The sequence below is a fragment of the Actinoplanes cyaneus genome (genome assembly GCF_016862095.1).
Taxonomy (GTDB): Bacteria; Actinomycetota; Actinomycetes; order Mycobacteriales; family Micromonosporaceae; genus Actinoplanes; species Actinoplanes cyaneus.
In genome coordinates this window covers 146,537-168,661 of sequence record NZ_BOMH01000033.1, presented here as the reverse complement: position 1 = coordinate 168,661, position 22,125 = coordinate 146,537, and the positions used below count along the sequence as shown (strand labels likewise).

Below are 22,125 nucleotides of genomic sequence, written 5' to 3'. Positions count from 1 at the left end.
CGCCGCAGCGCAGCAGAGGGGATGTCATGAGCATCGTCGCGGAAGTGGTCCGTTCCGGTTTCGTGGAGAGCGTCCACCACGGGGTCGTCGCGCTGACGGACCGGCCCGGCGTCGGGGAGGTGGACAGCCCGTTCTTCCCCCGTTCGTCGAGCAAGCCGCTGCAGACTGTCGGCATGCTCCGCAGCGGCCTGGTGCCGCGCGAGGCTGCCGACCTCGCCCTGATCAGTGCCAGTCACGACGGCGAGCCGTTCCATCTGGAACGGGTCACCGCGATCCTGGCCGCGGCCGGGCTCGGCCCCGAGGCGTTGCGCTGCCCGGCCGACCTGCCGTTCGGTGACGCGACGCGGAATGCGTACCTGCGGAGCGGCGGCGAGGCGGCACCGATCCTGATGAACTGCTCCGGCAAGCACGCCGGGATGCTGGCGACCTGCGTGGCGAACGGGTGGGACCTGGAGACGTACCTCGATCCGAAGCATCCGCTGCAACTGGCGCTCACCGACGCGGTGAGTGAGCTCGCCGGTGAGCCGATCGCCGCCGCCGGCGTGGACGGCTGCGGCGCGCCGGTGCTGGCCGTCTCGCCGGCCGCGCTGGCCCGGGCCTTCCTGCGGCTCGTCGACGCCGAGCCGGGCAGGCCGGAACGGCAGGTCGCGGATGCCATGCGCGCTCACCCGGAGCTGGTCGCCGGCACCGAGTCGGCGGACACGATCCTGATGCGCGCGGTGCCGGGCCTGCTGGTCAAGCGCGGCGCGGACGGCGTGGTCGCGGCGGCCGTGCCGGGCACCGCCGGGATCGCCGTGAAGATCTCCGACGGCGCGGCCCGGGCGCGGGTCCCGGTGCTGCTGGCGGCGCTGCGGCGGCTCGGCGTGACGCCACCGGTGCTGGACGAGGTGGTGCTCGGCGGCGGCCGCGTGGTCGGTGAGGTCCGTTCCGTCTGGTGACCGGGTTGTCCCCTACGGGTGACTCGTCTCACGCTAGCTGTTGCAAGCGAATTGCTTGCAACAGCTAGCAGGCCAGGCTAGCTTGGGGACATGGCCAACAAGGACCTGCCGCAGGACATCGGAACCTTCATCCGCGACCTCCGGCAGACCGCGAAGATCTCGCTGCGGCAGCTCGCCGACAAGGCCGGGGTGAGCAACCCCTACCTCAGCCAGATCGAGCGTGGCCTGCGCAAGCCGAGCGCCGAGGTGCTGCAGCAGATCGCCAGCGCCTTGCGTGTGTCGACGCCCGCGATGTATCTGCGGGCCGGACTGCTCGATGGCGAGGGCCAGCAAGGTGTGCTGGCAGCCATCGCGGTCGACCCGGAGCTCACGATCGCGCAGAAGCAGTCCCTGTCGCAGATCTACGAGACGTTCCGCAACGAGAACGCGCGGAACGCTGTTGTTGAGGAACCCGCTTCTGAGGAGCCCGCTGTGGGAGACCCCGCCGCTGGGGAGTCCGCTTTCGGGCACCCCGTCGCTGGGGAGTCCGCTCCTGGACACCCCGCTTCCGGGGAGTCCGCGCCCGCCGTGGAGCCCTCCGACGAGGAAGACCTCGTGAAACAGGCCGTCCTCGCGCAAGAGAGCGGCGTGCCCCGGACCACCCCGATCGCCGAGGAGACGAAATGACCGAGCAGACCAAGACCAAGATCCCGACCCCGCTGTACGCCGCTGCCGGCGCCGGTGACCTGGCGTACCAGCAGCTGCGCAAGCTGCCGGCCGTGCTCACCGAGCTCAGCGACCGCGCCGTCGCCTCGCTGCGGACTGCCAACGTGCAGGCCGGCGAGCTGCAGAAGAAGGCCGGTGAGCTGCAGAAGAAGGCCACCGACACCGACTTCGACGCGCTGCGCACCAACGCGCAGACCGCGGCCACCGCGTTCGCGCAGATCGCGCAGGAGCGGGCCGTTGCGGCCTACACCGCCCTCGTCGCCCGCGGCGAGAAGGTCGTCGGTACCGGCATCGTCGAGTCCGCCGAGGTGGTGAACGCCGACATCGAGGCCACCGAGGCGCCGAAGGCCGTCCAGGCCACCGTCACCGAGGCCAAGGCCGTCGAGTCCGCCGAGGCCACGCCGAAGCCGCGTAAGCGTGCCAAGGCCGCCCCGGCCCCGAAGCCGGCCGAGTAATCATCCGGCGTGCGACATGATCCGAGGGCCCCGGCGTTGCCGGGGCCCTCGGCATAGACTTCCCGGCATGGCTCTCTCCGCGCCGATCTTCTTCGACGACGTCCGGTTCTATGTCGAGCAGTTGATCCTCCTTCTTGCCCTGATTCTGGAAGTCATCGCGTTCGTCCACTGCCTCACCCAGCGCGGGTCGGCCTTCCAGGCCCTCGGCACCCTGCCCAAGGGCGCGTGGGCGGTGATCCTCGGCGTGTGCGGCCTTCTGACGTTCGCCGGGCGGTCCGCGCTCGGCATCTTCGGCCTGATCGGCATCGCGGCCGCGATGATCTACCTGTTCGATGTGCGGCCCGGCCTGCGTGACATCGCCGACGGCAAGGGCTTCTGGTGATCCCTCCCGATCCGGTCGCCGGCGTCCTGCCCGGCCGGGTTCCGGCAATGCCGCCGGGGTTGATCACAGCAACTTCGTCGGGCCGGGCCTGAGTTGAGGAAACGCTTCGGTCCGCCACCGCCCGACGGCGGGCCCCGCCTTCAGCGCGTCGATCGGACCGGCCCGCGATCCGGCCGCCCCACGCTGCCGGGCCCGGCGACCGAGATGGTCACCCTTCCCTCCGGCGTACGCCTCGAGCAGCTCACCACCGGCGCCGGCGAACCCATGACCGTCTTCGCCCACGGGCTTGCCGGGGACATCGCCGGCACCCGCCCACTCGGCAGCGCGGTGGCCGGCCGCCGGACGTTCTTCCAGTTCCGCGGGCATGGCCGCTCCGACGCGCCACCTGGCCCGTGGAGCTTCGCCGACCTGGCCGCCGACCTGCGCGGCGTGGCCGACCTGGCCGGCGCCACCCGGGCCGTCGGCGTCAGCATGGGCGCCGGCGCGCTGTGCCGCCTGCTCGCCGACACGCCGGACCGCTTCGACAAAGTCGTCCTCTACCTCCCCGCTCCGCTCGACGGCCGTCGCTCCGAAGCCGCCGCCCGGCGCTTGGACCGCCTGCTCGCCTCGGTCGAATCCGGTGAGGCCGCGATGATCGCCGACGCGGTCGAGGCCGAGATGCCCCCATCGGTCCGCAACACCCCGGCCGGCTGGAGTCACCTGCGTCAGCGCGTCGAACAACTGCAGCGCCACGGCCTCGCCCCCGAACTGGCCACCCTGTGGACCGCCCCCGCCGTGCCGGACGAATCGGCGCTCAGGGCATTCCGTGGCCGGGCCCTGATCCTGGGCTGCCGGGACGACGAGATCCACCCGGCCGGCTGGGCTGAGCGGCTCGCCGAGCTGCTCGATGCGGACCTGCACATCTACGACCTCCCTGCAGTCCTGTGGACCAACCGCAACGACCTTCGCGATCGAGTCTCCACCTTCCTGAACGGGTAGGACGGGTTATCCACAGTGGCGGGTTGTCCACAGGCCACCGGCATGATCTTCGACGTCCGGGCAACAATTCTCGGCGTGGAGGTGGCCCCCCTGGGAGGGTGGGTACTGTCTGGTAGATGGCGGCTTTTGTCCCTGAGGATCGGTATGTTGGCTTCGTTCGCTATGGCAGCTTTTCGGGTTTTTATGTCGGGAAACCGTAACTTTTCCCGCTCCTGAGCGATGTTCCCACGTGCGCTTGTCCCCTAAATCCGTTTTCATCGGCGTTGTGGCGATCGGATTGCCCTTCGCTGTGGTGGTCGGCTGGGCGCTGGGCACACCCGTCGTCAGCTCCACGGCAGCCGCGGAGACCGGCGGCGCCGGCGGCAGTGACGGCCTCGGTGTGGCACCGGCCCGGACGCAGCCATCCACCGGATATGCCGGGCACCCAGCCGGTGACGGCCCTGCCCCCGTCGTAGTCGTCAGCAGCACGGTGCTCACCAAGACCGTCACGGTGGCTGCCTCGGCACCCCCGGCGCCGGCGGCCTCGTCCTCGCCGCCGCCGATCCTGAGCATGCCGCCGGTGCCTACGCCTACGCAGATCACCGGTCCGCCGGAGCCGACCCCGACGTCGTCCGGCAGTGTCGCGCCGAGTACGAGCGTCGCCGCGCCTTCGTCCAGTGCCGCCCCCGGATCCTGACCTCGCGGCGGCGCTGTGGTGACCGCCGGGCTCCCGCGCCACGTCCGATTCCGGTCGCCGCATCGGAACAGCGGCCCGATACCAGCGGTCTCCCGCCAGAGCACAGTGAGCCGGCATTGAAGGTCGCTTGTGCCCCGGGGCAGCCGTAACTGCCAGCTGTTGCGGTCGGCTGGTGTTGGTGGCTGTTCTGATGACTGAGAGCAGCCGTGAGTGCCAGCTGTGTGCGGCCGGCTGGTGTTGGTGGCTGGTTTCGCGGTGGGGAACAGCCGTGAGTGCCAGCTGAGCCATGGCGGCGCGTCGTCGCCAGCAGTGGCCTGAGCCTGCGATCTTCGGCCGGCGACCCGGCCCGACGGGCTGGCGACCCGGCCCGACGGGCGCAGCGTTCACCACGGGCAGCGGGATCAACGCGTGGAACCACCGCCACGTGCCGAGAGAAACGCGACAGGCACCACTAAGCTCGCGGGACGTGAAGGAAGATCCGAATCGGCCGCTGTCCGCCGTTCGTCAATTCGCCATCGGGGCCGGGTTTCTCGGCCGCGGGCTGGGGCTGGTGCTGCGCAGTCCCCGCCTGCTGGGCCTGGGGTTGCTCCCGGCGCTGATCGCGGGGGTGCTCTACACGATCGGGCTGGTCCTGCTGGTCCGGTTCCTGCCGAGTCTCTCGGAGCAGGTCACCTGGTTCGCCGGCGACTGGTCCGGCTTCTGGCGGGACTTCGTCGAGGTGCTGGCCGGCGCCGGGCTGGTCGGGCTGGCGCTGCTGCTGGGCATTCTGACCTTCACCGCGGTGACACTGCTGATCGGCGACCCGTTCTACGAGCGGATCTCCGAGCTGGTCGAGGACCGGTTCGGCGGTGTCCCGGAGGCGGTCGAGGTCGGCTTCTGGAGTTCGTTGCGGCGCAGCCTGGCCGACTCGTTGCGGCTGATCGGCCTGTCGATCCTGGCCGGCATCCCGCTTTTCGCGCTCGGGTTCGTGCCGGTGGTCGGTCAGACGGTGATTCCGGTGCTGGCGGCGGCGGTCGGTGGCTGGCTGCTGGCTCTGGAGCTGACCGGGGTGCCGTTCCAGCGGCGCGGCCAGCGGCTGCGGCACCGCCGTGTGGTGCTCGCGGCGAACGTGCCGGTCACGCTCGGGTTCGGCGTCGCGGTCTTCTGCGCTTTCCTGATCCCGCTCGGCGCGATCTTCCTGATGCCGGCCGCGATTGCCGGGGCGACGCTGCTGTCCCGCCGGGTGCTGGGCAAACCGACCACGATCACCACGGTCGCCTCCCTCTGAAGGACACGGCCTCCCCATCGGCCAGGCGGTGTCCACGACGGCGGGCCGGCTTCCGGCGTGCTGGGTGGTGCATACGGTCGGCCCGGTGCACAGCGCCACCGAGGACCGTTCCGAGCTGCTGCGCGCCTGTTACCAGAACTCGCTGCGGGTGGCCGACGGGCTGGGCGCCGAGACGATCGCTTTTCCGCTGATCTCGGCCGGGATCTACCGCTGGCCGGTCGACGACGCGGTCCGCCAGGCGCTGACCGTGCTGCGCACGGCGGAGACGGACCATCTGCGTACGGCATATCTGGTGCTCTTCGGGCCGGAGGTCGCGGCCACCGCCCGTACCGTCGCAGGCGTTTAGGAAGTCATGCGGAATCGCGCACGATGAGCTCGGTGGGGAGGACCACCGACTCGGGGATCTTGGACTCTCCGCTGATCAGGCGCAGCATCTGGCGGGCCAGCGTCTGACCGATCTCGGCGATCGGCTGCCGGACCGTGGTCAGCGGCGGGTCGCTGTACCGGCTGATGTCGAAGTCGTCGAAGCCGATCACCGCGACGTCGGACGGCACCCGGCGCCCGGCCTCGCGCAGGGCCAGCAGCGCGCCGTGCGCCATCAGGTCGGAGGCGACGAAGACGGCGTCCAGCTCAGGGTCCTGGGCGAGCAGCGCCCGCATCGCGGTGATCCCGGATTCGCGGGTGAAGTCGCCGGTCACGACCGTCTCGGGCAGCCCGGCCGCGCGCAGGGTGTCGCGGTACCCGGTGAGGCGTTCGACGCCGGCGACCATGTCCTGCGGGCCGGCGATCGTGGCGATCCGGCGCCGGCCGCCGGCGATCAGGTGCTGGACCGCTGCGGCGACCCCACCGGCGTGGTCGACGTCGACGAACGGCACCGGCGGCTCGGCGGTCATCGGCCGGCCGCTGCAGATCACCGGGATGCCGCGCCGGGCGAGCACGCCGGGCAGTGGGTCGGCGCCGTGGATCGAGGCGAACATGACGCCGTCGACGTGGCCGGCGACCGCATACCGCTCGACGCGGTGATGGCCGGCCTCGGAGCCGGTCATCATCAGGACGAGCTGCTTGTCCGCGGCCTCCAGCTCCATGCCGACGCCGCGGATGATCGCCGGGAAGAACAGGTCGTCGGAGAAGACCCGGTTCGCCGTCTCCGGCAGGATCAGCGCGATCGAGTCGGTCCGCTGGGTGACCAGGCTGCGGGCGGCCTGGTTGGGCACATACCCCAACTCGTCGACGGCCTGGTTGACCGCCTCCCGGATGGCGACGGCCACCGTGGTGGAGCCGTTGACGACGCGGGAGACGGTCGCGCGGGACACCCCGGCACGCCGGGCCACCGCTTCCAGGGTGGGCCGCTCCCGCGTCGTCACAAACAGCTCCTCAGTCCGGTCACTCCAGGCCGTTGCGGCGGATCACCTCGCGGTACCACTTCGCGCTGTCCTTGAGCACACGCTGCTGCGTCGTGTAGTCGACGTGCACGATACCGAAGCGCTTACGGTAGCCCTCGGCCCATTCGAAGTTGTCCATCAGCGACCACACGAAGTATCCCCGCAGATCCACGCCGGCGGCCAGGGCGTCGTGGCAGGCGCGAAGGTGACCGTCGACGTAGTCGATCCGGCGGACGTCGGCGACCTCGCCGGTGGGGCCGGGGCCGTCCGGGAACGCCGCGCCGTTCTCGGTGATCATCAGCGCGGTGCCCGGGTAGTCCTTGTGGATCCGGGTGAGCAGCCGGGTCAGGGCGGCCGGCTCGATCGGCCAGTTCATGTCGGTGACCGGGCCGACCGGCGGGCGGAACGCGATGCCCTCGCTACCCGGGTACGACTTGTCGCCGGGCGCGCCGGGCTTCGCGGAGACGTACGCCGGGTTGTAGAAGTTGATCCCCAGCACGTCGATCGGCTGGTTGATGGTGGCGAGGTCGCCGTCCTTGAGCCAGGACAGGTCGGTCAGCCGGCCGATGTGCTCCAGGACGTCCGCCGGGTATTCGCCGCGCAGCAGCGGGTCGAAGAAGATCCGGTTGGCCAGCCCGTCGATCAGCCAGGCCGCGTCCCGGTCGGCGGGGCTCTCCGGGTCCACCGGGTAGACCTCGCACGGGTTGAGGGTGATGCTGATCCGCTGGGCGCCGGCCGCCCGCAGTGCCTGTGCGGCCAGGCCGTGACCGAGGTTCAGGTGGTGCACGGCGGCGAGCGCCTTCGCCGGGTCCTGCACGCCGGGGGCGTGGATGCCGGAGCCGTAGCCCAGGTAGGCCGAGCACCACGGCTCGTTGAGCGTGGTCCAGGTGCCGACCCGGTCGCCGAGCTTGCCGTGGATGATCTGCGCGTACTCTCCGAACGCCTCGGCGGTCTCCCGGTTCGCCCAGCCGCCACGGTCCTCCAGGGTCTGCGGGAGGTCCCAGTGGTAGAGCGTGACGACCGGGTCGATGCCCTTGCCGAGCAGCTCGTCGGTGAGCCGGTCGTAGAAGTCCAGGCCCTTCGCGTTGACCGGGCCGGTGCCGTCCGGCTGGATGCGGGGCCAGGCGATCGAGAACCGGTACGACGCCAGGCCGAGGTCGGCCATCAGCGCCACGTCGTCGACGTACCGGTGGTAGTGGTCGCACGCGATGTCGCCCGTGTGACCCCGGTAGACCTTGCCCGGCGTCCGGCTGAAGGTGTCCCAGATGGACGGGCCGCGACCGTCCTCCCGCGCCGCCCCCTCGATCTGGTACGAGGCTGTGGCCGCGCCCCAGATGAAGCCGTCGGGGAAGGTGATCCCCGCACGCGCCGGCTGCGCCGACGTGGACGTGACGGTTGCCGTCATGTCTTCACCGCTTCCTTGATCTGCTGAACTTAACCGGTTCACTATACTTAATGGCTCCGCTTCACTCGGGGGCGATTTGCCTTGTGACCGGTGAGCGGGCAGGCGGTTTCCCGCCGTCCGCAACCTCGCGGGCGGCGAAGAGCCGCGTGCTCGCACCGGCGGCAAATCGCCCGGCGGGCGTCGCGACCAGCCGTCAACCGGTTCGCAGGGCCTGGAAGAGCCGGGGGTCGCCGCTGATGGCGAGCTGATCGGGACGCTTGCGACCCATCAGCGTGAGCTGCAGGTCGCTCGTCGTCCCCATCGCCTTGGCCCGGGCGTGGTGATCGTCGGTGTCCAGGATCGTCCCGATGTCCAGCAGCGCGATTCCCGTCCCGCGCAGCCGCACGAACCACTCCTGCTCGGCGTCGGTCCCGACGAGATGCACCACGCCGTGCAGGTCGGTCGGGCCCTGCCGCCGGCCGGCCGCCAGCCAGGTGTCGAGGATCTCGGCCACCCCGTCGGTGGCGAGCTTCGTCTCGATCGGCGTCGGGCGCCCCGCGGCGGCCTCGGCGTCCCACCGGTGCACGGAGATCTCGTGCGCTATCCGCCGGTCCCAGAACACGGCCCGTTTCGGCTGGGGCGCCCAGTTCCACGCCGGGTAGTCCGGGTCGAGCGCCTCGAGGGTCTCGATCGTGCCGGTCAGCTCGCGGCGCAGCTGGTCGAGCGCCTCCGCCCACTCCGGGCGGGGCTCCGGCTCCGGGCGGGCCCCGGGCCGCTCGGTCGTTCCGCGCGTGACGGTGGCGCGCACCCAGCGCAGCGTGTCGAGCAGGTGGAAGGTCAGGTCGGCGGTGGTCCAGCCGGGGACCTGCGGGACCTCGACGTCCGGGCCGGTCTCGGCCACGGCCTCGCAGAGGGCCGGGCCGTCGGCGCGCAGCGCCGCCAGCCAGAAGTCCTTCGTCGCGTGCAACCTGTTCATCGCAGTCTCCCGCTCGGCTGGACCGCCGGTGCTATCACTTTCGCCTGAGCTTAGGGTGAACGGCGTGCCCGACGCATTCGCCGATCACCAGACCGACACTTCCCCAAACTTGGCGGCTTACACGACGCTACGCCTCGGCGGGCCGGCCGGCACGGTGACCACCGCTGTCGACACGGGCGAGGCCGTCTCGGCGGTGCGCGCCGCCACTGCCGGGGGACGTCCGCTGCTGGTCCTGGCCGGTGGCAGCAACGTCGTCATCGGGGACGCCGGCTTCGACGGCGAGGTGCTGGTGCTGCGCAACCGGGGGATCGAGGTCGTCCGGGAGAGCGCGCGGGACGTCGTGGTCCGGGTCGCGGCGGGTGAGGTCTGGGACGACTTCGTGGCGTACACGGTGGAACGCTCCTTCTCCGGCGTCGAGTGCCTGTCCGGGATCCCGGGCTCGGCCGGCGCCACCCCGATCCAGAACGTGGGGGCCTACGGCTCCGAGGTCGCGCACACGATCGTGGCGGTGCACGCCTACGACCGGATCGACGACCGGCAGCTGGAGATGACCCCGGAGCAGTGCCGTTTCGAGTACCGGTCGAGCGTGTTCAAGCACAACGACCGTTACCTGGTCACCGCCGTCGACTTCCGGCTGACCAAGGAAGATCTCTCGACCCCGATCCGGTACGCCGAACTGGCGCGCCACCTCGGTGTCGAGACGGGCGACCGGGTGACCCTGGAGTCGGCGCGCGAGACCGTCCTGAAGCTGCGCGCGGGCAAGGGCATGGTGCTCGACCCGGAGGACCGGGACACCTGGTCGGTGGGCTCGTTCTTCACCAACCCGGTGGTCCCGGCCGCGTTCTTCGCGGAGCTGACCGCGGCCCGGGGTGAGATCCCGAACTGGCCGGGCGCCGACGGCACGGTGAAGATCCCGGCCGCGTGGCTGATCGAGCGCGCCGGCTTCCCGAAGGGCTTCGCCGGCGAGAACGTCGGGATCTCCACCAAGCACACGCTGGCGCTGACCAACCGTGGCGGCGGGAGCACCGAGGCGCTGCTGGCCCTGGCGCGGACCATCCGGGACGGGGTGCGCGACCGCTTCGGTGTCGACCTGCACCCCGAGCCCGTCCTGGTCAATTGCGTCCTGTGACGGCTCAGCGCCAGCCGAAGGCCTGCGTGTAGTAAGGCGTGCCGTCCGCCGCGTAGACGATCGCGGCGCCCATCTTGCGAGCCCTGCAGTTCAGGATGTTCGCGCGGTGCCCGGGGCTGGCCATCCAGGCCTTCATCACCTCGGCCGCGGTCGGGTAGCCCCAGGCGATGTTCTCACCGGCCGGCGCGCGGTAACCGGCCCGCCGGGCGCGCATGGCGAAGGTCGAGCCGTCCCGCCAGACGTGACTGAACAGCCGGGTCCGGGCCATGTAGTAGCTCTGCGCCGCGGAGGCCGCGATCAGCTCGTGGTCGACGCCGATCTTCGGGCAGCCGTTCGCCACGCGCTCCCGGTTGGTCAGCCGGAGGACCTGGCGCATGAGCTTGCGGGCGCGAGCCTTCTCCGGCACCGGGGTGGCCGCGCCGGCGGGGGCGGCGGCGATGGTCGGCGTGATCGGCGCCGCGGGAGTGACCGTCGGAGCCGGAGTGGGTGACTCGGACGGCGTGGGCAGGCCCGGCGGCCGGGGTGGGACAACCGGCCCCTGGGCGCTGACCGCGTGCGGCAGAGCGAACAGCGCGACGGGCAGGGCGATCAGAACGGGCGCTGCCGCGATCAGTGACGCGCGGCGTACCACCTTGTCGAACACGGGTTCCTCCCGGATCCGTGTGGACGCGATTCGTCCACCAGGGATATCCGACCCCGTACTTCGCCTCTTGTCACATCTTTCTCGGAACGGCGGAAATGTCGTACCAGAAGTGAAATCCTGAGGGGATCGGCGAGCCGGGCGTCGAAAGGTCGAGCCGGGCATGCTCTTGCGCTTCCTCGAAGACCGGCCCGTGTGCAGGGCCTTTGCCCGCTAAACTGTCACTGTCCGTAAATAGGCGGTGACATCACGCTATGGTGTCTTTGCGCCTTTGAATATCCCGTCCGCAGTCGTGCGGGCGGTGCCAGGCAAGACACCGAATTCCCGGCGCCGGACAGCGCCCGGGGATCGGCCGTGCCCGAAAACGGGCGCGAGCGCGGGTTGGGGGCAGGGTGAACACACGATGAGTCGCCTACTCGTGGTCGAGGACGACCCGGACATCGCACTCGCCCTGCGGCTGCTGTTCAGCCGCGCCGGGTACGAGGTGGCCCATGCCGCGGACGGCCGTTCCGGCCTGAAGGAGGCCTACGCCGAGCATCCCGATCTGGTGGTGCTGGACGTCGGCCTGCCGGAGATGGACGGCTGGCAGGTGCTGGAGCGGTTGCGCGACGTCTCCGACGTGCCGGTGCTGGTGCTGACCGCGCACGGCCAGGAGGCGGAGAAGGTGCGCGGCCTGCGGGGCGGTGCCGACGACTACCTGACCAAGCCGTTCGCGAACAACGAACTGCTGGCGCGGGTCGAGGCGTTGCTGCGGCGTTCGTCGAGCGGGCAGAACAGCTGGGCCAGCCAGATCTACGACGACGGCCTGGTGCACCTGGATCCGACCAAGCGCCGGGTCTACGTCAAGGGCGACGAGAAGCGGCTCACGCCGACGGAGTTCCGCCTGCTCAACGCGTTGGTCCGGCATGCCGGCGCGGTGCTCTCGCCGAACCAGCTGCTGACCCAGGCCTGGGACGACCCCACCGGCATCGGTCAGGAGCGGGTCAAGTTCGCGGTGCTGCGGTTGCGGCGCAAGCTCGGCTGGTCCGACCCGGACGAGTCGCCGATCGAGTCGGTTCGCGGGTTCGGCTACCGCTACCGGCGTCCGGGCGGCGAAGGCTGACCTTTCCGGGACGCGGGGCCGCGACGGCGCGATGCCCCGGCAAGAAGGCGTATCGGACGAGTCTGCTCAGTTGGCGCGTGCAGGGGTCGATGAGGGCTGTGAAGCCGAGCAGGAGGAGTTGACGTGGAAGACCTTGGCGAGATCGTCGGCGAATTCCTGATGGAGTCCCACGAGAACCTGGACCAGATCGACCGGGACCTCGTGAGCCTTGAGCAGGAACCGGACTCGCGTGACCTGATCTCCCGCATCTTCCGGGCGATCCACACGATCAAAGGTACGAGCGGGTTCCTGGCGTTCTCCCGGCTGGAGAAGCTGGCGCACGCTGGTGAGTCACTGTTGTCCCGGCTGCGTGACGGCGTCCAGCCGGTCACCCCGGACACCATCACTGTTCTGTTGCTGTGCATCGACGGCGTACGGTCGCTGCTCTCCTCCATCGAGGAGAAGGGCACCGAGGACGAGGTCGACGTCGACAGCATGATCGTCCGGATCAAGGCGCAGATGGACGTGCCGGCCGACGCCGCTGCCGCTCCGGCCGCCGCGCCCGCCGCTGCCGCCGGGGGCGAGACGCCGGTGACGGTTGAGGAGGCGCCCGCGGCCACCCGCCCGGCGCCGGAGCCGATCGCCGAGCAGCGCCAGCCGATCGGCCAGATCCTGGTCGAGGCCGGCGCCGCCCAGCCTGCCGACGTCACCTCGGCGCTGCAGCAGCAGATCGAGGGCGACGAGCGCAAGCTCGGCACGATCCTGCTCGACGACGGCAAGACCCAGCCGGCCGCGGTCAGCGAGGCGCTGCAGTCCCAGGCGCCGAAGCGGAGCATCGCGGACAGCGCGATCCGGGTCGACGTCGATCTGCTCGACACTCTCCTGAACATGGTCGGTGAGCTGGTGCTGGCCCGGAACCAGCTGGTCCGCGGCGTGATGGAGATCGGCGACTCGGGCCTGGTGCGCAGCGCGCAGCGGCTCGGCATGATCACCAGTGAGCTGCAAGAGGGCATCATGAAGACCCGCATGCAGCCCATCGAGCACATCTGGTCGAAACTGCCCCGAGTCGTCCGGGACCTGAGCAACTCGCTCGGCAAGCAGGTCGAGCTGGTCATGCAGGGCAAGGAGACCGAGCTCGACCGCAGCCTGCTGGAGGCGGTCAAGGACCCGCTGACCCACCTGGTGCGCAACGCTGTCGACCACGGCATCGAGGACCCGGAGCGCCGGGTCGCCAGCGGCAAGAGCCCCGTGGGCACGCTGACGCTGCGCGCGTACCACGAGGGCGGCCACGTGGCGGTCGAGGTCGCCGACGACGGCGCCGGCCTGAACGTGGAACGGATCGCGCAGAAGGCCGTGGAGAACGGGCTGCTGCGTCCGGAGCAGATTCCGAACATGGACAAGCGCGACATCATGGCGATGGTCTTCCAGCCCGGCTTCTCCACCGCGGCGAAGGTCACCAACGTCTCCGGCCGTGGCGTCGGCATGGACGTGGTGAAGACCAACATCGAGAGCATCGGCGGAGCGGTCAGCGTCGACTCGACGGTCGGCGAGGGCACGGTCTGGCGGCTCACCATCCCGCTGACCCTGGCCATCATCCAGGCGCTCACCGTCGACTGCGGCGACCAGCGCTACGTGGTGCCCCAGGTCGCCGTGCTCGAGCTGGTCTTCGTCGACGGCAAGGCCACCAAGGTCGAGTACGCCTCCGGCGCGCCCGTCTACCGCCTGCGCGGCAAGCTGCTCCCGCTGGTCCGGCTGGACCGGGCGCTGGGCTTCGAGGTCGGCGGCGACCAGGGCGTCTACATCATGGTGCTGCAGGCCGACGGCCGGCGGTTCGGCCTGGTCGTGGACCGGGTGCTGAACACCGAGGAGGTCGTCGTCAAGGCGCTCAACTCACGGCTCAAGGACATCGGCATGTACGCCGGAGCCACCATCCTCGGCGACGGCAAGGTCGGCCTGATCCTGGACGTCTCGTCGCTGGCCCGCCGGTCGCACCTGGCCGTGGACTCGGAGCGGGAGAGCGTGGTCGAGAAGCGCGCGCAGGGCGGTGGCGGGACCGAGCGTCTGCTGGTCACCGCGGTCGGCGACCGCCGCGTGGCGATCCCGCTGGACACCGTCACCCGGCTCGAGGAGTTCCCCAGGGATCGGCTGGAACATGCCGGCTCCCGCGAGGTGGTCCAGTACCGCGGGCAGATCCTGCCGCTGGTGCGGTTGTCGCACCTGCTCGGGGCGTACGGCGAGGAGCCCGAGGGCGACACCGTGTCGGTGGTCGTCTACAGCGAGGGCGGCCGGAGCGTGGCTCTGGTGGTGGACCGGATCGTGGACATCGCCGAGAACTCGACGACGGCCCGCCGGGACGCCGACGAGGACGGTCTGGTCGGCACCGCGGTGATCCAGCAACGGGTCACCGAGCTGCTCGACGTGCGCCGGGCGATCCTCGCGGCCGACCCGAACTTCTACAACGAAGCCGGCGACGAGATGCTGGTGGAGGTCTGACATGACGAGTCGCCAGTTCGCCACCTTCGAGGTGGCCGGCCAGCTCTTCGGTGTCGAGGTGCACACGGTGCAGGAGGTGCTCTCGTACAACGAGTACACCCCGGTGCCGCTCGCGCCGTCGGCCGTCGGCGGCCTGTTCAACCTGCGCGGTCAGGTGATCGCGGCGGTCGACCTGCGGGTCCAGCTCGGGCTGGCCCGGCAGGCGCTGCAGGGCCCGGTGATGAACGTGATCCTGCGCGGTGACGGCGAACCGGTGAGCCTGGTGGTCGACAAGATCGGCGAGGTCGTCGACCTGGACGACGAGACGTTCGAGCCGCCGCCGGACACGCTCAGCGGACCGACCCGGGAGTTGGTGGTGGGCACGTTCAAACTGGACGGGCGCCTGATGCTCGCCCTCGACGTGAATCAGGCGGTCGACACGCACCGCGCCACGATCTGATGTACAGCCTGGTCAGCGCCCCCGTCCTCGGCTTCGACCTGACCCGCCTCGTGGGCGGGCCGGCGGCGGCCGACGTGCTGCTGCGCGCGTTGCGACTGCAGCGCGACGACCTGCCCGTGCTCGCCGAGCGGCTCCCGGACGAGGGTGTCCGGGGCCCGCTGTGGGTCGAGGTGGAGAGCGCCGCCCGCCGGATGCCCAGCCTCAAGGGCATGTCGAAGGACGATCCGGCGGGAAACCTGGCCCTGGTCGAGCGCGCGCCGATCGGCTCGGTCGACTCGTTGCTCACCTGCCTGCGATACGACGTCATGTCGTGGACCTGGGAGGGCACCGGCCGGGATGCCCGGCAGACCGAGGAAGCGGCCTCCGCGACCGCGCTGCTCTGCGACGCGGCGGTGGCCAGCTACCTGCGGGAGGTGCTCGACGACGACACCCGGCGCCGGCTCGGCGCCGGGTGGGTGGCAGCCGTGAAGAAGCTGCCGACGGGCGCGCCGATCGACCTCGGCCCGCACCACTACACCGTCTCCGCCCTGCTCGACCGGTTGCGCACGCTGCGGCCGGAGGATCGCGAACGGGTCGCGACGGCGGCCGACGACGCCCGGCGCAACACCGCCGGATGGTCGCCCGCCGTGCACTCGGCGTCCTGGGCGGCGTACCTCTCGGATCGGGTCCGGACCGCGGCAGCGGCGCAGATGCTGCTGGTGCAGGCGGTGGACACGGCCGGAATCTCACTGGCCGATCGGGCCGGCGGGGTCTGGAACATGCTCAGCGGCGCCGTTCAGGCGCTGGTCGTCCGCGATCTGCTGGACACCGCAACGGCGCACCGGCTGCTCGCGCCGGTCGTCGCGGCACTCGGTCCGGCCTGGCTCGGTTGAAGGGAGTGGTCGAATGATCTCGGTCCTCGTCGTCGACGATTCCGTGGTGGTCCGTCGGCTGATCGTCGACGCTCTCGGGGAGGCGCCGGGCATTCAGGTGGTCGGCACCGCGGCGAACGGCCTGCTGGCGCAAGCGAAGATCGACCAGCTCAAGCCCGACGTGATCACCATGGACATCGAGATGCCGGAGATGGACGGCATCGAAGCCGTCCGTGAGCTGCGCAAGCGGCACACGCAACTGCCGGTGATCATGTTCAGCACGCTGTCGGCGGCCGGTGCCACCGCCACCCTCGAAGCGCTCTCCGCGGGGGCGACCGACTACGTCACCAAGCCCAGCAACGTGGGCTCGGTGCAGGAGTCCATCGCGGCCGTACGGGAGCAGCTCGTCCCCAGGATCCAGGCGCTCGGCGGACGCCGCCGTCCGCCGGCCGCGGCGCCACCCCGGGGTCCCGCCCCGGCGGCCGGTGCCCGTCCCGGCGCGGTTCCCGCCCGCCCCGGTCTGCCGCCGGCCAGCGCGGCCCGCCCGGGTGCCGGTGCTCCGCCGCCGCCCGGGGCCCGCCCGGCCGCTCCCCGCCGGGCGCCGGGGGGCCGGATCGACATCCTGGCGATCGGATCCTCCACCGGTGGCCCGGACGCGCTCACCAAGGTGCTGCTCGGCCTGCCGGCGGACCTGCCCGTGCCGGTGGTGATCACCCAGCACATGCCGCCGGTCTTCACCAAGATGTTCGCCGAGCGGCTGGACCGCGCCACCCCACTGAAGGTGGTCGAGGCCGGCGACGGCATGGAACTCACGGCCGGCACCGTCTACATCGCCCCGGGCGACCGGCACCTGGTCTTCAACCGCAAGGGCACGGCGACGCTGACCCAGCTCAGCAACGCCCCGCAAGAGAACTCCTGCCGGCCCGCCGTGGACGTGATGTTCCGGTCGGTCGCGGCGCTGTACGGCGGAACGGCCTTCGCGGCGATCCTCACTGGAATGGGACAAGACGGACGGGGTGGTGCGAAAGTGCTACGCGACGCGGGCTGCGAGATTCTGGCCCAGGACGAGGCGAGTTCGGTGGTCTGGGGCATGCCCGGCGCCGTGGTCGGCGCGGGACTGGCGGACGAGGTGCTGCCCCTGGACCGGATCGCGGCCGCTCTGCTGAACCGAGTCCGGGTGGGCCGCTCCGCGGCGGTGGCCCGATGACCCTTTCCCAGGCGGAGTTCACGTTCGTCGCGAACCTGGTGCGGCGGGAGGCGTCGATCGTGCTGGCTCCCGGCAAGGAGTATCTGGTCGAGGCCCGGCTGATCCCCGTTGCCCGGGCGGTCGGCGCGCCGAACGTCAACGAGTTCATCGGCGACCTGCAGAAACGTCCGAACCCGCAGTACCAGCGCAAGATCATCGACGCGCTGACCACGAACGAGACGTCCTTCTTCCGGGATCGGGAGCCGTTCGCCGCGCTCACCGACGTGGTGCTGCCCGAGCTGATCAAGTCACGGGCCAGTGTGCGGAAACTCCGCTTCTGGTCGGCGGCCAGTTCCAGCGGTCAGGAGGCGTACAGCCTGGCCATCACCCTGCAGGAGTCGCTGCCGGCCGGCTGGTCCTTCGAGATCCAGGGCACCGACATCTCCACCGCGATGGTCGAGCGGGCCGAGAAGGCCGAGTACAGCCAGGTCGAGGTGAACCGGGGACTGCCCGCCACCCAGCTGGTCCAGTACTTCGAACGGGCGGGCGCGCACTGGCGGATCATCCCGGCGCTGCGCAGGAACGTCTCGTTCAAGCACATGAGCCTGACTGCGCCGTTCCCCCCGATGCAGCCGTTCGACGTGATCTTCCTGCGCAACGTCCTGATCTACTTCGACGTCGCGACCAAACGGCAGGTGTTGCAGAACGCCGCCAAGATCCTGCGTCCCGACGGCTGGCTGTTCCTGGGGGCGGCCGAGACGACGATCGGGATCGACGACAACTACGAGCGGGTGGCCGCCGGCCGCACCTCCGCGTACCGAATCCGTAGCGCGGTGCCCGCGGGCGCCGCGAGAAGGGGATGACGCCGATGCGCGCCATGGTGATCGACGACTCGCGCGCGATGCGCATGATCCTCAAACGCATCGTCACGAAGCTCAGCTTCGAGGCGGTGGAGGCCGGCGACGGTAAGGAGGCGCTCGACCTGCTCGCCGACATGACCGAGGTGCCGGAACTGGCCCTCATCGACTGGAACATGCCCAACATGAACGGGCTCGAGTTCGTGATGAAGGTCCGGTCCGACCCGCGGTTGCGGGAGATGACCCTGGTGATGGTCACCACCGAGAGCGAACAGAGTCAGATCGTCCGGGCGCTTGCCGCGGGCGCTCACGAATATGTGATCAAGCCCTTCACCGAGGGCGCCATGATCGAGAAGCTGGCCCTGCTGGGCCTCGTGCCGACCGGAGCGAACTCATGAGTGTCGAAGTCGAGGTGGACGAGAACGACCTCGCTGAGATGGTGGAACAGGTGTGGGAGGCCTACCTGGACCCGGAGGGCGTGAGCCCTCTGATGCAGACGTACGACGAGCATCAGCCCTCCGAGGTGCATTCCTCGGTGTCGATCACCGGGTCGTGGAGCGGACACATCGTGTACGCGTCCTCCCTGGCCGCCGCCAAGCGCGCCGCGGCCGCCTTCCTGGCCATGGAGCTGGACGAGGTGAGCGAGGAGGACATCTCCGACACGCTCGGTGAGCTGGCGAACATCGTCGGCGGCAACGTCAAGGCGATGCTTCCGCCGGGAGCGCAGTTGTCGCTCCCGCAGGTAGTGCTCGCGCCGGAGAGCTCGGCGCGTTATCCGAACACCGAACGCATCAGCGGCGTCTATGGACTCTGGGAAGGCGAGCCGGTGTCCATTTCGATGTGGCAGAGCAGCACCAACACGAAGGAGGAGGGTGCATGAAGATCCTCATCGCCGATGACAGCCGGGTGATGCGGCAGATCGTCGTCCGTACCCTGCGTCAGGCCGGGTTCGGCGACCACGACCTGGTCGAGGCAGCCGATGGCCAGGAGGCCTTCGACAAGACCACGGCGGAGAAGCCGGACCTGGTCATCTCCGACTGGAACATGCCGGGGATGACCGGCATCGAGGTGCTGCGGCAGCTCCGGGCGGCAGGCAACAACGTCAAGTTCGGATTCGTCACCTCCGAGTGCACGCCCGAGATGAAGACCGCCGCCGAGGCCTCGGGTTCGGCCTTCTTCATCGTCAAGCCCTTCACCGCTGAGCGATTCGACGAAGTCTTCGCTCCTATTTTGGGATGATTGCGACATGTCAGACGTCTCGGTTCTTCCCGGCTCTCTAGCCGTACGCAACCTGTTCGAGGACCTTCTGGGTCGTGAGGTCACCGTCAGCCCCGGCGACCCGCTCAGCGCGGACGAGATCCGGACCGCCACGGTCGCGATCTTCACCGATGCCGGCCAGAAGATCTACGCGGTCATGGGTCTGCAGCTGAGCCTGGCGGCCAACGCCGGCGCCGCGCTCGGTCTGCTGCCGGCCGGCGCCGCCGAGGACAGCATCGACGAGAAGCAGCTCTTCCCGAACCTGGCGGAGAACGTCTTCGAGTTGTGCAACATCTTCACCAGCCTCCTCAACAAGGAGGGCGCGCCGCACGTCAAGCTCTACCAGGTGATCTACCCGGGGATGGAGCTGCCGGGCGACGCGCGGGCGGTGCTGCTCGCGCTGGGCCGCCGGCTCGACCTGATGTGTGAGGTCAGCCGGTACGGCAAGGGCAAGCTCAGCCTCTCGCTGGCGCCCTGAGGCCGCGGCCGGGCCGCGCCCGCGAGCGCGGAACAACTGAAGATCTCCTGTAGCGGGCCCACCGGCGAAGGTGGGCCCGCGTTTTTGTTCCTGGGCGGTTCTCGCCCTCGGCCGCGCTGCGAAACAGCGCCTAAGCAAATCCTCAAGTCCGCCGAACAGTGAAGTTGAGCTTGCCAAGGGACAGGAGAAGTCGATGACCTCGCCGACCTCTGGAACCGGCCCGATCGGTTCCGACGCCGCACAGGCAGCCGCCGCGGCAGCCGCCGCCGACGCCGCGAAGAAGGCCAAGGACAGGAACCTTGGCGACAAGGACACCTTCATGAAGCTGTTGGTGGCCCAGCTCAAGTACCAGGACCCGTCGAAGCCGGCGGACTCGACCCAGTTCCTCGCGCAGACCGCGCAGTTCACCCAGGTCGAGAAGCTGGAAGACATGATCAGCATGTTGAAGGGCCAGCGCATGACGGGCGTGGCTCAGCTGGTCGGCAAGACGGTGTCGTACCAGGACTCGCTCGGTCAGACCCAGACCGGTGTGGTGTCCGCGGCGAAGCTCAACGGGGACAGCGAACCGATGCTCAAGATCGGTAACACGGATGTGGAGCTGTCCAAGGTCACGGAGATTCAGCAGACCGCCTGATAAGACCGCCCCTTTCGTCAATCCGCTCCTCGATTCCTAAGGACGATCTTCCATGCTGCGCTCTCTTTACTCCGGTATCAGTGGCCTGCACGCGCACCAGCAGATGATCGACGTCACCGGTAACAACATCGCGAACGTCAACACGGTGGGTTACAAGACGCAGTCGGTCGAGTTCCAGGACACCCTGAGCCAGATGGTCGGTGCGGCCGGCTCGCCGCAGGGCACCATGGGCGGCACGAACCCGTCCCAGGTCGGCCTCGGTGTCCGGGTCTCCGGCATCAACTCCAACTTCAGCCAGGGCTCCGCGCAGACCACCGGCAAGTCCGGCGACATGATGGTCCAGGGCGACGGCTTCTTCATCACCCGCCAGGGCAACGAGCAGATGTACACCCGGGCCGGCTCGTTCAGCTTCGACGCGAACGGCACGCTGGTCACCTCGACCGGTCAGCCGGTCCAGGGCTGGACCGCGGTCGACGGCAAGGTCACCGCGAGTGGCCAGCCCGGCGACATCAAGATGCCGCTCGGCGCGACCATTCCGCCGGCGGCGACCAAGTCGATCACCCTCAAGGGCAACCTGACCAGTGACTTCCCGGAGAACAAACTGGCCACCGAGGACGTCGTGTCGATCCCGGTCAAGGTCTTCGACAAGGAGGGCGCCACGCACACGGTGACCGCCAAGTTCACCCGGGCCATCGACCCGAACCGGGCCTCCGGTGACACTCCGGACACCACGTGGGACGTCGCGCTCTACGACCAGGACGGGGTTGCCATCCCCGGTGCCGACGGGGAGCTCGATCTGACCAACGGCAAGGCGATCGTCAGCGCCACCGACTCACCGGCGGCGGGCGAGCTGGACAAGGACGGCAACATGAAGCTCGGTGACTACCAGGTCAACATGGCTGACATCACCATGTACTCGGGGCAGTCCGACGCCCGGGTCTTCAGCACCGACGGGCAGACGGCCGGCGCGCTGACCTCGCTCGCGTACACCGTCTCGGACACCGGTGAGATCACCGGCGTCTACAGCAACGGCCTCAAGCAGACGCTGGGCCAGGTCGCGATGGCCACCTTCAAGAACCCCGAGGGCCTGGAGAAGGTCGGCAACTCGACCTACCGCAGCACTGTCAACTCCGGGTACGCCCAGGTGGGGCAGCCGGCCAGCGCAGGCATGGGCCAGGTCATCAGCGGCGCGCTGGAGATGTCGAACGTCGACCTCGCCCAGGAGTTCACCAACCTGGTCGTGGCCCAGCGGGGCTTCCAGGCGAACTCCAAGATCATCACTACCTCGGACGAGATTCTCCAGGAGCTCGTCAGCATGAAGCGGTAGTAGCAGCGGTTTCTCGGCCGGCGGCCGGGGTGGGCTCACACGCCCGCCCCGGCCGCTGTCTTTCCGGGGTGTCTCCCACTGCGGAGGCGCCCCGGGAAGACGCCGGAGCGCGCGGTGCGGGGCGGCTGAGCCGTCTGCGCCTGCGCCTGCGAACAAGCGGGCGCCGAGTCCAGATATGGGTTCATTTGACCGGAAAAACCGGCGCGGGTCGCACCCGGATAGCGACCGGCTCGATCTCATCGGCAACCGAGAACGAGCCGAAGTACTAGGCGTAGGGCCACGGAGGGCCTGACACCAGCCAGACAAACCAAGGACGGAAACAGTCTTGATCCTCGTAACTCGAATCAACGGTGCTGTGTTCGCGTTGAACCCGGACCTGGTCGAGCGTGTGGACTGCACGCCGGACACGGTCGTCACGCTGGTCGACGGCACCAAGTACGTCATCTCTGAATCAGTGCCCGAATTCATCGACTCGGTACGTCACTACCGCGCCTCGCTGATCGCTCAGGCGAGTCGCATGGAGCCCGCGCCCGCGGCTGCCGCCCTCTCTTCCTCAGACGACGACGACCTCGACGCCAAGGTGCTCCCGCTGCACCGGAAGGACCGCTGA

At 69.7% G+C, this 22,125-nt stretch carries 25 protein-coding genes; 21 read left to right on the top strand and 4 right to left on the bottom strand.

Annotation, left to right across the window (positions count from 1 at the left end; all coding sequences use genetic code 11):
- Positions 1–26 precede the first annotated feature (26 nt).
- From Acy02nite_RS21970 to Acy02nite_RS21940, 7 genes are all read left to right on the top strand, one after another.
- Positions 27–938: an asparaginase gene (locus Acy02nite_RS21970; RefSeq protein WP_203743388.1), complete on the top strand. Its 912-nt coding sequence runs from the start codon at positions 27–29 to the stop codon at positions 936–938.
- Between the two features lie 90 nt (positions 939–1,028).
- The gene (locus tag Acy02nite_RS46600) at positions 1,029–1,604 is read left to right on the top strand and encodes a helix-turn-helix domain-containing protein (protein ID WP_239175070.1); all 576 of its coding nucleotides are present in this window, start codon (positions 1,029–1,031) and stop codon (positions 1,602–1,604) included.
- Entirely contained in the window at positions 1,601–2,098 is a 498-nt protein-coding gene (locus tag Acy02nite_RS21960; RefSeq protein WP_203743386.1) for a hypothetical protein, read from the top strand. Before Acy02nite_RS46600 ends, Acy02nite_RS21960 begins: the two co-directional genes overlap by 4 nt.
- Before the next feature lie 67 nt (positions 2,099–2,165).
- The gene (locus Acy02nite_RS21955) at positions 2,166–2,480 is read left to right on the top strand and encodes a DUF2516 family protein (RefSeq protein WP_203743384.1); all 315 of its coding nucleotides are present in this window, start codon (positions 2,166–2,168) and stop codon (positions 2,478–2,480) included.
- A 93-nt stretch (positions 2,481–2,573) separates the two neighbouring features.
- Positions 2,574–3,458 (top strand): alpha/beta fold hydrolase, encoded by an 885-nt coding sequence (locus tag Acy02nite_RS21950; RefSeq protein ID WP_203743382.1) that lies wholly within the window; start codon positions 2,574–2,576, stop codon positions 3,456–3,458.
- A 1,142-nt stretch (positions 3,459–4,600) separates the two neighbouring features.
- A complete protein-coding gene (locus Acy02nite_RS21945) occupies positions 4,601–5,401 on the top strand; it encodes an EI24 domain-containing protein (protein ID WP_425548241.1) in 801 nt (266 codons plus the stop codon).
- Positions 5,328–5,747, top strand: coding sequence for a macro domain-containing protein (locus Acy02nite_RS21940; protein WP_203743380.1), 420 nt, complete (start codon positions 5,328–5,330; stop codon positions 5,745–5,747). The genes Acy02nite_RS21945 and Acy02nite_RS21940 overlap by 74 nt, the downstream gene beginning before the upstream one ends.
- A gap of 4 nt (positions 5,748–5,751) precedes the next feature.
- On the opposite strand, the gene Acy02nite_RS21935 is transcribed toward Acy02nite_RS21940, so the two are convergent.
- The 3 genes from Acy02nite_RS21935 to Acy02nite_RS21925 form a co-directional block, all read right to left on the bottom strand.
- Positions 5,752–6,765, bottom strand: a complete 1,014-nt coding sequence (locus Acy02nite_RS21935; RefSeq protein WP_203743378.1) for a LacI family DNA-binding transcriptional regulator — start codon at positions 6,763–6,765, stop codon at positions 5,752–5,754.
- A 19-nt stretch (positions 6,766–6,784) separates the two neighbouring features.
- The gene (locus Acy02nite_RS21930; RefSeq protein WP_203743376.1) at positions 6,785–8,188 is read right to left on the bottom strand and encodes a GH1 family beta-glucosidase; all 1,404 of its coding nucleotides are present in this window, start codon (positions 8,186–8,188) and stop codon (positions 6,785–6,787) included.
- Positions 8,189–8,381: 193 nt separating this feature from the next.
- Positions 8,382–9,143 carry a maleylpyruvate isomerase family mycothiol-dependent enzyme gene (locus tag Acy02nite_RS21925; protein WP_203743374.1) on the bottom strand — a complete coding sequence of 254 codons (762 nt, stop codon included), beginning with the start codon at positions 9,141–9,143 and terminating at the stop codon, positions 8,382–8,384.
- Positions 9,144–9,198: 55 nt separating this feature from the next.
- On the opposite strand from Acy02nite_RS21925, the gene Acy02nite_RS21920 reads away from it, so the two are divergent.
- Entirely contained in the window at positions 9,199–10,272 is a 1,074-nt protein-coding gene (locus tag Acy02nite_RS21920) for a UDP-N-acetylmuramate dehydrogenase (RefSeq protein ID WP_425548240.1), read from the top strand.
- Between the two features lie 4 nt (positions 10,273–10,276).
- On the opposite strand, the gene Acy02nite_RS21915 is transcribed toward Acy02nite_RS21920, so the two are convergent.
- Positions 10,277–10,915 (bottom strand): CAP domain-containing protein, encoded by a 639-nt coding sequence (locus tag Acy02nite_RS21915; protein ID WP_203743370.1) that lies wholly within the window; start codon positions 10,913–10,915, stop codon positions 10,277–10,279.
- 400 nt (positions 10,916–11,315) lie between these two features.
- On the opposite strand from Acy02nite_RS21915, the gene Acy02nite_RS21910 reads away from it, so the two are divergent.
- From Acy02nite_RS21910 to Acy02nite_RS21850, 13 genes are all read left to right on the top strand, one after another.
- Entirely contained in the window at positions 11,316–12,014 is a 699-nt protein-coding gene (locus Acy02nite_RS21910) for a response regulator transcription factor (protein ID WP_203743368.1), read from the top strand.
- Positions 12,015–12,137: 123 nt separating this feature from the next.
- Positions 12,138–14,486 (top strand): chemotaxis protein CheA, encoded by a 2,349-nt coding sequence (locus Acy02nite_RS21905; protein WP_203743367.1) that lies wholly within the window; start codon positions 12,138–12,140, stop codon positions 14,484–14,486.
- A 1-nt stretch (position 14,487) separates the two neighbouring features.
- A complete protein-coding gene (locus Acy02nite_RS21900) occupies positions 14,488–14,925 on the top strand; it encodes a chemotaxis protein CheW (protein ID WP_203743365.1) in 438 nt (145 codons plus the stop codon).
- Entirely contained in the window at positions 14,925–15,797 is an 873-nt protein-coding gene (locus tag Acy02nite_RS21895) for a hypothetical protein (RefSeq protein ID WP_203743363.1), read from the top strand. Before Acy02nite_RS21900 ends, Acy02nite_RS21895 begins: the two co-directional genes overlap by 1 nt.
- Before the next feature lie 13 nt (positions 15,798–15,810).
- Positions 15,811–16,983 (top strand): protein-glutamate methylesterase/protein-glutamine glutaminase, encoded by a 1,173-nt coding sequence (locus tag Acy02nite_RS21890; RefSeq protein ID WP_203743361.1) that lies wholly within the window; start codon positions 15,811–15,813, stop codon positions 16,981–16,983.
- Positions 16,980–17,825, top strand: coding sequence for a CheR family methyltransferase (locus Acy02nite_RS21885; RefSeq protein WP_203743360.1), 846 nt, complete (start codon positions 16,980–16,982; stop codon positions 17,823–17,825). The genes Acy02nite_RS21890 and Acy02nite_RS21885 overlap by 4 nt, the downstream gene beginning before the upstream one ends.
- A gap of 5 nt (positions 17,826–17,830) precedes the next feature.
- Complete coding sequence (locus Acy02nite_RS21880; protein WP_239175069.1) at positions 17,831–18,217, top strand: response regulator; 387 nt, start codon at positions 17,831–17,833, stop codon at positions 18,215–18,217.
- On the top strand, positions 18,214–18,699 hold the full coding sequence (locus tag Acy02nite_RS21875) for a chemotaxis protein CheX (RefSeq protein ID WP_203743356.1): 486 nt from the start codon (positions 18,214–18,216) through the stop codon (positions 18,697–18,699). Before Acy02nite_RS21880 ends, Acy02nite_RS21875 begins: the two co-directional genes overlap by 4 nt.
- Positions 18,696–19,058, top strand: coding sequence for a response regulator (locus Acy02nite_RS21870; RefSeq protein WP_203743354.1), 363 nt, complete (start codon positions 18,696–18,698; stop codon positions 19,056–19,058). Before Acy02nite_RS21875 ends, Acy02nite_RS21870 begins: the two co-directional genes overlap by 4 nt.
- A 7-nt stretch (positions 19,059–19,065) precedes the next feature.
- Positions 19,066–19,554, top strand: a complete 489-nt coding sequence (locus tag Acy02nite_RS21865; protein ID WP_203743352.1) for a hypothetical protein — start codon at positions 19,066–19,068, stop codon at positions 19,552–19,554.
- Between the two features lie 193 nt (positions 19,555–19,747).
- Complete coding sequence (locus Acy02nite_RS21860; RefSeq protein WP_203743350.1) at positions 19,748–20,188, top strand: flagellar hook assembly protein FlgD; 441 nt, start codon at positions 19,748–19,750, stop codon at positions 20,186–20,188.
- A 52-nt stretch (positions 20,189–20,240) separates the two neighbouring features.
- On the top strand, positions 20,241–21,515 hold the full coding sequence (locus Acy02nite_RS21855) for a flagellar hook protein FlgE (protein ID WP_203743348.1): 1,275 nt from the start codon (positions 20,241–20,243) through the stop codon (positions 21,513–21,515).
- A gap of 325 nt (positions 21,516–21,840) precedes the next feature.
- On the top strand, positions 21,841–22,125 hold the full coding sequence (locus tag Acy02nite_RS21850; protein WP_203743346.1) for a flagellar FlbD family protein: 285 nt from the start codon (positions 21,841–21,843) through the stop codon (positions 22,123–22,125).

Coding starts and splice junctions, on each gene's coding strand:
- Acy02nite_RS21860 (WP_203743350.1), top strand. CDS start 19,748: ATGACCTCGCCGACCTCTGGAACCGGCCCGATCGGTTCCGACGCCGCA.
- Acy02nite_RS21890 (WP_203743361.1), top strand. CDS start 15,811: ATGATCTCGGTCCTCGTCGTCGACGATTCCGTGGTGGTCCGTCGGCTG.
- Acy02nite_RS21910 (WP_203743368.1), top strand. CDS start 11,316: ATGAGTCGCCTACTCGTGGTCGAGGACGACCCGGACATCGCACTCGCC.
- Acy02nite_RS21880 (WP_239175069.1), top strand. CDS start 17,831: ATGCGCGCCATGGTGATCGACGACTCGCGCGCGATGCGCATGATCCTC.
- Acy02nite_RS21930 (WP_203743376.1), bottom strand. CDS start 8,188: ATGACGGCAACCGTCACGTCCACGTCGGCGCAGCCGGCGCGTGCGGGG.
- Acy02nite_RS21885 (WP_203743360.1), top strand. CDS start 16,980: ATGACCCTTTCCCAGGCGGAGTTCACGTTCGTCGCGAACCTGGTGCGG.
- Acy02nite_RS46600 (WP_239175070.1), top strand. CDS start 1,029: ATGGCCAACAAGGACCTGCCGCAGGACATCGGAACCTTCATCCGCGAC.
- Acy02nite_RS21855 (WP_203743348.1), top strand. CDS start 20,241: ATGCTGCGCTCTCTTTACTCCGGTATCAGTGGCCTGCACGCGCACCAG.
- Acy02nite_RS21875 (WP_203743356.1), top strand. CDS start 18,214: ATGAGTGTCGAAGTCGAGGTGGACGAGAACGACCTCGCTGAGATGGTG.
- Acy02nite_RS21870 (WP_203743354.1), top strand. CDS start 18,696: ATGAAGATCCTCATCGCCGATGACAGCCGGGTGATGCGGCAGATCGTC.
- Acy02nite_RS21925 (WP_203743374.1), bottom strand. CDS start 9,143: ATGAACAGGTTGCACGCGACGAAGGACTTCTGGCTGGCGGCGCTGCGC.
- Acy02nite_RS21900 (WP_203743365.1), top strand. CDS start 14,488: ATGACGAGTCGCCAGTTCGCCACCTTCGAGGTGGCCGGCCAGCTCTTC.
- Acy02nite_RS21970 (WP_203743388.1), top strand. CDS start 27: ATGAGCATCGTCGCGGAAGTGGTCCGTTCCGGTTTCGTGGAGAGCGTC.
- Acy02nite_RS21955 (WP_203743384.1), top strand. CDS start 2,166: ATGGCTCTCTCCGCGCCGATCTTCTTCGACGACGTCCGGTTCTATGTC.
- Acy02nite_RS21895 (WP_203743363.1), top strand. CDS start 14,925: ATGTACAGCCTGGTCAGCGCCCCCGTCCTCGGCTTCGACCTGACCCGC.
- Acy02nite_RS21865 (WP_203743352.1), top strand. CDS start 19,066: ATGTCAGACGTCTCGGTTCTTCCCGGCTCTCTAGCCGTACGCAACCTG.
- Acy02nite_RS21960 (WP_203743386.1), top strand. CDS start 1,601: ATGACCGAGCAGACCAAGACCAAGATCCCGACCCCGCTGTACGCCGCT.